Genomic DNA, 7,249 nt, shown 5'->3' with positions numbered 1-7,249 from the left:
CTAGGGCCTGTTAACGCTAGAAGGAGCCTCGCATGAGTACGCAAACCGGTGGATGGCAAGGCACGAAGCGCAGTCGTGGTGATGCCACGGCGAGCATTCGTAACGCGGCCAGGCGCCGGTTTGCGTACTCACCCTTCGGGCTGGCCGAGTCCGGGGCGGCATACGTCGTTACGGACTCCTCACGTGGATTAACCACGCCGCGTCATCCGCGCCTAGTCTGCCGCCCCGGACTCGGCCAGTGCGAGGCTCCTTCTAGCGTTAACAGGCCCTAGTCACGGTCTTCAATCTTTTCAGGAACTGCCATGGAGTTCACCAATACTTTTCACGTGCCGCTGCCGTTGGAGGAAGCCTGGCCGTTGATGCTCGACGTGCCGCGCATCCTTCCCTGCCTCCCGGGCGCGCGCTTGACCGAAGTCCTGGGCAACGACTGCTACAAGGGATCGGTGTCGGTTCGGTTGGGACCCATCCGGTTGACGTTCGACGGACAGGCAGCGATGGTGCGAAGGGATGACGACAACCATGTCGCCTGGCTCGAGGGTTCCGGTAGCGACCCAAAAGGACGCGGATCGGCGAAATCCGAATTCAGTTTCGCGTTGACGCCCGCGGCCGATGGGGGCACAAGGGTGACCGTGACGACCCGACTCGCCTTGGCTGGCTCGGTCGCGCAATACGGGCGTGGCAGCGGCATGATTGCCGAGGTTGCGTCTCAGATTCTGGGGCAGTTTGAAGACAACCTGGCCAGATCCCTGGCGCCGGACGCCGAAGCTGTGGGGACGGACGGCTTCGCTTCCCAGACGCAGGAAGGGCTTCCGGGCACGACGCATGGGGCGGCATACGGTGGGCCGGACGGGGTAGCGCTCGCTGCCTCGGTGCCTGGTGCGGCAGGCGCCATGGGCGGGGGCGCAACGGCATCCCGCTTCCCGCCCGATGGCGGACCGGCGCCCGGCCAGGCCATCGACGCGCAAACCGTCCTCTTGCAGGCGCAGGCCGTCCTTGGCCAGGCCCAGGCCATTCTGGCGCTGGCGCAATCGCGCATGATCCAGTCCAGGCGCGGGGCCTCGCCCGGCGCGGCCTCCGCAGGCGAAATCAATATGCTCAGGATCGGCCTGAAGGCCATATGGGCTCGCATCCGCTACAGCGTGGGCGGATTCTTCGGGCGCCGGACATAGCGCCATCGATAGCCGTCCGGGAAAGCCACGCGCGAGCGTGGCTTTCCTGTTTTTGGCGCCGCACGCCGACCGATTGCGGCCAAGGTCTTATATAATATACAAGACATCCATTCGTCCGGCCCTGCCGGATGCTTCTTTCCTTCGCATGGACATGCCGCCATGAACGCCGCCCCGGATTCCACAGTACACGCGCGAGAACCCCTGGCGGATCCGCCCACGCTCTCGCAGCTTTTCCTGGGGTTCTTCTGGCTGGGGATGACGGCCTTCGGCGGCGCCTTGCCGCTGGCGCGCCGGATGACGGTGGAAAAGCACCGCTGGATATCCAGCGAGGAATTCACCACCTTGCTCGGACTGTGCCAGTTCCTGCCGGGCGGCAACATCATCAACCTGTCCGTTGCGCTGGGGATGCGCTTTCGCGGCGTGGCTGGCGCGATAGCCGCCATGCTGGGCTTCGTGCTCATGCCGACGGTCGTGGTCATCCTGCTTGGCGTGGTCTACGAACGCTACCAGGACGATCCGCACGTGCGCCACCTGTTTGCCGGCCTGGCTGCCGCGGCGGCCGGGCTGCTGATTTCGCTCACGTTGAAGATCGGCGCGCCCTTGCTGAAGAATCACCGGGGCATGGTGGTCGCGGCGCTGTGCTTCGTCGCCATCGCCGTGTTGCGGCTGCCCTTGCTGCCGACGATGGTGGTGCTGACGCCGATCAGCATCCTCGCTTACTGGAGGATGCGTCGATGATCGACACTCTGATCCAACTGGGCGTCCTGTTCACGCAACTGTCGCTGTTGGCCTTTGGCGGTGGCAATACCATCCTGCCGGAAATGCAGCGCCAGGTCGTCGACGTGCATCATTGGATGACCGCGGAAAACTTCACGGCGCTGTTCGCGTTGGCCCAGGCTGCGCCCGGGCCGAACCTGATGATCGTTCCCATGGTGGGCTGGCACATCGCGGGGCTGCCGGGCATGCTGGTCAGCAGCTTCGCGAAGTTCGTGCCGTCCTCTGTCGTGGTCATCCTCGTCATGCGCTTGTGGGAGCGCTTCAAGGACAAGCCGTGGCGCGCGGTGGCGCAAGCGGGCATTTTCCCCGTCACGGTAGGACTGCTGGCGGCCAGCGCCGCCTTGATTACCGAAGCGTCGGTGGACAGCTGGCTGTTGGGCGCCATCGCCGCCGCGGTGGCCGTGCTGGGATGGCGCACACGCCTGCATCCCTTGTGGCTGCTGCTGGGCGGCGCCCTGGTAGGGCTTGCCACGCTGGGCGGGCCGGGTCTCTCGTAGGGCGATCGCGCGGCGCCGGCGGGCCGCGCCTTGCGTGCACGGTCGCGCGCGGCAGGCGCGGACGTTGGCGTAAAATTCCCCACGTGCATCAGCACGCCGCGCATCGATACCAGTTGCGTCGGATCGCTTTCGGAAAACTCGATGTCTTCGCCGCTGACAACAGTGCAGCTCGACACCTTGCGGGAGCAAGGTTTCGTTGTTGCCCGTGATTTCGTGCCCGACGCCCAGCGCGACCGCTTGCTCGCCCTGGCCCGGGCCCAGTTGGACCAGGCGGTCGCGCCGGTCGAATACGAGGCGGACCTGGCCTATCCCGGCGCGCCCGCCTCGCGGCACGCCGAAGGCGGCGGGACGGTCCGGCGCCTGCTGGATGCCTATGCGCGCGATCCGCTGTTCGCCGCGTGGGCCACCGATTCCGCCGTGGCGGCGTCCCTTCATCGCTATTTCGGCCAGGGCGCGGTGTTGTCACGTGCCCATCACAATTGCGTGATGACCAAGCATCCGCGCTTCGGCAGCCTGACGGGCTGGCACCGCGACATCCGCTACTGGTCGTTCGACCGGGAGGATCTGGTCTCGACCTGGCTGGCGCTGGGAGAAGAAACCGCGCACAACGGCGGCCTCTGGCTGGTGCCGGGCTCGCACACCATGACGCTGGCGGCGGATCGCTTCGACGCGGCGCAATTCCTGCGCGAAGATCTGCCGGAGAATGCCGCGCTGATCGCCTCCGCCGTATCGCCCGAACTGGCGCCGGGCGACGTTTTGTTTTTTCACTGCCGCACCCTGCACGCGGCCGGCCGCAATCAAAGCGACCGGGTCAAGTTTTCGGTCGTCCATACCTTTCACGCCGTGGATACCCACCCGGTGCCGGGTACCCGGTCGGCCGGAAAGCCGGAAGTTCCGCTCGACTCGCCCTAGCGGCTGCCCATCGCCGGGCCGAAGCAATTGAAACCTTCTCGCCGGCGGCATGTCTGTTATCTATAGCGCAACGCGCCGGGGGGTGCTTCGTTCCGAAACCGCGCGGCGCTTCGGGACGGATCACCTTGGGCAGTCATACCGTCATGAGTCCATATCATGGTTTCAAATAGCGAAAAGCAGGATGGCAGTTCGATGCATGGCAAGGCGGGGTCTCCGGGGGCCGCCCAGTCGGCGGATAGCCTGGATAGCGGCGGCAAAATATCGCCGGCCTCCCTGGCAGCCATGTTCCCCTCGGACGGGGCACGCAAAATTTCCGCCTGGCGGCTGATCAAGCCTTACTGGATTTCCGAGGACCGCCACCGTGCCCGCGGCCTGCTGGCGTTGGTGGTGGCGTTGAACCTGGGGATCGTCTACATCAACCTGCGCATCAACACCTGGTACGCCACGTTCTATGATGCGTTGGACAAGCGCGATCTACCCGCATTCACGCATTTGATCCTGGTTTTCACCCTGCTTGCCTTCATTTTCATCGCGTTGAGCACCGTGCAGATCTATTTCCGGCAGATGCTGGAATTCCGCTGGCGGCAGTGGTTGACGGACGTTTACCTGCGCCAATGGCTGGTGAGCCGATCGTATTACCGCATGGAGCGCGATCATGTGGTCGACAACCCCGACCAGCGGATCGCGGAAGACTTGCGCAGCATGGCGACCAATACCTTGGCGCTTTCGATCGATCTGATATCCACCATTGCCACGTTTTCGGTATTCGTCTCGCTGCTCTGGATGTTGTCCGGCGCGCTCGCTTTCGCCGTGTTCGGGCACCCCGTGCGGATTCCCGGCTATCTGGTCTGGGCGGCGATCGGCTACGGCATCCTGGGATCTTTCGTGGTTCACAAGATCGCCCGGCGCCTCGTCGATGTGGGCTATCGCCAGCAGAAAGTGGAAGCCGATTTCCGCGTGCTGCTGGTGCGGGTGCGCGAGAACGCCGAGCAGATCGCCTTCTACGATGGCGGTCCGGAAGAGGGCCGGCGCGCGCGCGCCGCATTCGGCGCGGTGCGCAACAACTGGCGCGAGATCATGCGATATACCAAGCGCCTGGTTTTCGCCAGTTCCATCTACGGCCAGATCGCCATAATCTTTCCGCTTGTCGCCGCCGCGCCGCGATACTTCGCCGGTGCCTTCACGATAGGGGTACTGATGCAGCTGAATAACGCCTTCGGCCAGGTCAGCGGCGCGTGTTCCTGGTTTATCAACAGTTATGCCACGCTGGCGGACTGGCGCGCCACCATCAACCGTCTGCGCGAATTCAGCAAGCGCATGGGGCAGGGCGATCCGGACCGCCTGTCGCGCGAACAGGGCGACGAGGTCTCGGCGGATGGGCTGCATATCTTCCGTCCCGACGGGCATGCCCTGGGTGTTCCGTCGACCTTCCGCGTGGCGCCCGGCGAACGCTGGCTGGTGCGCGGGCCGTCGGGCGCCGGCAAAAGTACCCTGCTGCGTACTCTGGCCGGATTGTGGCCGCACGCATCCGGCGACCTGGTTACACCCACCGGTCGCCATACGGGAAAGGGCGGCGAAGGCCGGGCCGCCTTGTTCCTGCCGCAGTCGACCTATGTTCCGGACGGTACCTTGAAGCAAGCCATCTGCTATCCCGACACGACCGACTCGCATAGCGACGCGGAGTGCGTCGAGGCACTGCGGCTATGCCGGCTGGAGGCCTATGCGGATCAACTGTACGTGACCGATGCTTGGGCGCGCCGCTTGTCGCCGGGCGAGAAGCAGCGCCTGTCCTTCGCGCGCGCGCTGCTGCTCAAGCCGCGGTTCCTCTTCATGGACGAATCCACGTCGTCGCTTGATACCGATACCGAAAGGCATTTGTACGAAACGCTGCTGCAACGCCTGCCTCACGCGGCCATCATCAGCGTGGCCCACCGCGATACCTTGACGCGGTTCCATACGCACGAGATGCGTGTCGGGCCGCAAGCCGACGTTCGTCCGCTGGCGTTGGCGCCCGCCGGGACTTGAATGGGCCAGGATTTCGTCATCGGGCCGGGGATGTTCTGGCGGGAGATTTTCCCGGGCCTGGTGCTGCTCGTCGCCACCGCCATCGGTGTGTCGCTGGGATATTGGCAATTGCGCCGGGAAGTGATGCGCCGGCGCGCTGTCGAGGCCCAGTTGCAGGCCGCGCGCGACCTGGCCGATAGCGCCACGCTGGCGAAGTCCACCTTCCTGGCGACGATGAGCCATGAAATCCGCACGCCGCTGAGCGGCATCATCGGCATGCTGGATCTTCTCATGCGATCTGCCATGGGCCAGGAGCAGCGGCAGATGCTGCTGGCCGTCAATTCGGCGGCCAATTCGCTCTTGCAGATCCTGGACCAGGTGATGGACTTCTCCAAGATGGAGGCGAACCGCATGAGCCTGGAGTCGGTGCCGGTGGACCTGCGCGCCATGGTGCAGAGCGTGGTCATGGTCATGGGCGAACCGGCGCGCCGCCGTGGCGTGCAGACCCGTTGTGAAGTCGACGACGCGGTCGGTGGCGCCGTGCTGGGCGATCCGCTGCGCATCCGGCAGATCCTGACCAACCTGATCAGCAATGCGGCCAAATTCACGGCACAAGGCGAAGTGTGCCTGACGCTGACCGTGGATGCCGCCGATGCCGGACACCAGTCCTTGCGCTTCGTCGTGGCGGATACCGGCATTGGCATCCCCAGGGAAAAGCTCGCGCAGGTCATGACGCCGTTCCGGCAGGCCGACACGTCGATCTCGCGCCATTATGGCGGCAGCGGCCTGGGCCTATCGGTGTCCAGCCGGCTGGCCGCGCTGATGGGAGGCAAGCTCGTGCTGGACAGCGATCCGGGCAAGGGGACACGCGCAACGTTCCTGTGCCGGCTGCCGATCGCGAGCTCGGAGCGATTGCCGGCGACGCCCAAGATGCGGCAATTGGCGCTGCCGGCGCCGTCCGCGCCTTGCCTGGACGGATCCTGTCCCAGCCCGCGGGCCGACTATCGCGGTCCGCTCGTGCCGCCACGGCCCGTGGACGAATCGATGCTTTCCGCCGACATCGCAGCCGACGCGCCGCGCCTGCTGGTGGTGGACGATCACGCGATCAACCGCGATCTGATTCGCAGGCAACTCGCCACGCTGGGTTATGCCTGCGATGTGCGAGGCGACGGGGCGGCCGCTCTGGAAGCCTTGAAAGCGGGCCGCTACGCCATGCTGCTGACGGATGGCCAGATGCCGGGAATGGGCGGCGCCGAACTGGTTACGGCCTGGCGGGAGCACGAGCGCCACGCCGCCGTCATGACGCGCCTGCCCATTGCCATGGTGACCGCCAGGATCGATGGGCATCCGGACGACGGGCCGGATGTCGACGCGCGCGTGCGCAAGCCGGTAACCCTGGACCGCCTGCGTGCCGTGCTGCTGGATTGCCTGCCGCCCGATGCGGTAACCGCGGCGCTGGGCACCGGATCGGGGCAGGTGCCGCGGCCGGCTGCCCACGCAGGGCTGGCGCTGCCGGCGCTGCGGGAACATTTCGGACGGGACGACGCGGCGCTGCGCGACTTCCTGCAGGCGTCGCTGGCGGCCTTGCGGGCCGACCTGGTCCATGCCTTGTCCGATCTCTGTCCACAGTGTTGCGAGCGCTACGCGGATTGGCTGCATCGGGCGCTGGGTGCGCTCAGCATGCTGGGACACTGGCCCGTGGTGGACGAAGGCAACGCGCTGGAGGAAGCGTTGCGCGGCGCCCCCAGCCTGAACCTTTTGCATGAGATGCTGCAGTTCCTGGAGCATTTCGCCCAGACCGTCGAGGATATCGACCAGGAAGTGCGCGAACTCTGATGGCGTCGCAGGGCGGCAACGGGGCCGGATGGATGGCGGCCGGGATCGCCGGCG

General features: G+C 65.7%; 6 protein-coding genes. All 6 read left to right on the top strand.

All coding sequences use genetic code 11. The features are described from left to right. The first annotated feature begins 302 nt into the window (after positions 1-302). The 6 genes from ACO1P8_RS18680 (at position 303) to ACO1P8_RS18655 (ending at position 7,195) form a co-directional block, all read left to right on the top strand. Positions 303-1,169 (top strand): SRPBCC family protein, encoded by an 867-nt coding sequence (locus tag ACO1P8_RS18680; protein WP_486297382.1) that lies wholly within the window; start codon positions 303-305, stop codon positions 1,167-1,169. Positions 1,170-1,328: 159 nt separating this feature from the next. Beyond that, positions 1,329-1,907 carry a chromate transporter gene (locus ACO1P8_RS18675; RefSeq protein ID WP_486297381.1) on the top strand — a complete coding sequence of 193 codons (579 nt, stop codon included), beginning with the start codon at positions 1,329-1,331 and terminating at the stop codon, positions 1,905-1,907. After that, positions 1,904-2,443, top strand: a complete 540-nt coding sequence (locus ACO1P8_RS18670) for a chromate transporter (protein ID WP_486297380.1) — start codon at positions 1,904-1,906, stop codon at positions 2,441-2,443. Before ACO1P8_RS18675 ends, ACO1P8_RS18670 begins: the two co-directional genes overlap by 4 nt. A 141-nt stretch (positions 2,444-2,584) precedes the next feature. Then, complete coding sequence (locus ACO1P8_RS18665) at positions 2,585-3,355, top strand: phytanoyl-CoA dioxygenase family protein (RefSeq protein WP_486297379.1); 771 nt, start codon at positions 2,585-2,587, stop codon at positions 3,353-3,355. Positions 3,356-3,637: 282 nt separating this feature from the next. Then, positions 3,638-5,380, top strand: a complete 1,743-nt coding sequence (locus tag ACO1P8_RS18660; protein ID WP_486297390.1) for an ABC transporter ATP-binding protein/permease — start codon at positions 3,638-3,640, stop codon at positions 5,378-5,380. Beyond that, complete coding sequence (locus ACO1P8_RS18655; protein ID WP_486297378.1) at positions 5,381-7,195, top strand: ATP-binding protein; 1,815 nt, start codon at positions 5,381-5,383, stop codon at positions 7,193-7,195. Positions 7,196-7,249 lie beyond the last annotated feature (54 nt).

It is taken from the genome of Bordetella sp. (assembly GCF_057362025.1).
This window is presented reverse-complemented; position numbering and strand designations above follow the sequence as displayed.

Coding starts and splice junctions, on each gene's coding strand:
- ACO1P8_RS18680 (WP_486297382.1), top strand. CDS start 303: ATGGAGTTCACCAATACTTTTCACGTGCCGCTGCCGTTGGAGGAAGCC.
- ACO1P8_RS18675 (WP_486297381.1), top strand. CDS start 1,329: ATGAACGCCGCCCCGGATTCCACAGTACACGCGCGAGAACCCCTGGCG.
- ACO1P8_RS18670 (WP_486297380.1), top strand. CDS start 1,904: ATGATCGACACTCTGATCCAACTGGGCGTCCTGTTCACGCAACTGTCG.
- ACO1P8_RS18665 (WP_486297379.1), top strand. CDS start 2,585: ATGTCTTCGCCGCTGACAACAGTGCAGCTCGACACCTTGCGGGAGCAA.
- ACO1P8_RS18660 (WP_486297390.1), top strand. CDS start 3,638: ATGTTCCCCTCGGACGGGGCACGCAAAATTTCCGCCTGGCGGCTGATC.
- ACO1P8_RS18655 (WP_486297378.1), top strand. CDS start 5,381: ATGGGCCAGGATTTCGTCATCGGGCCGGGGATGTTCTGGCGGGAGATT.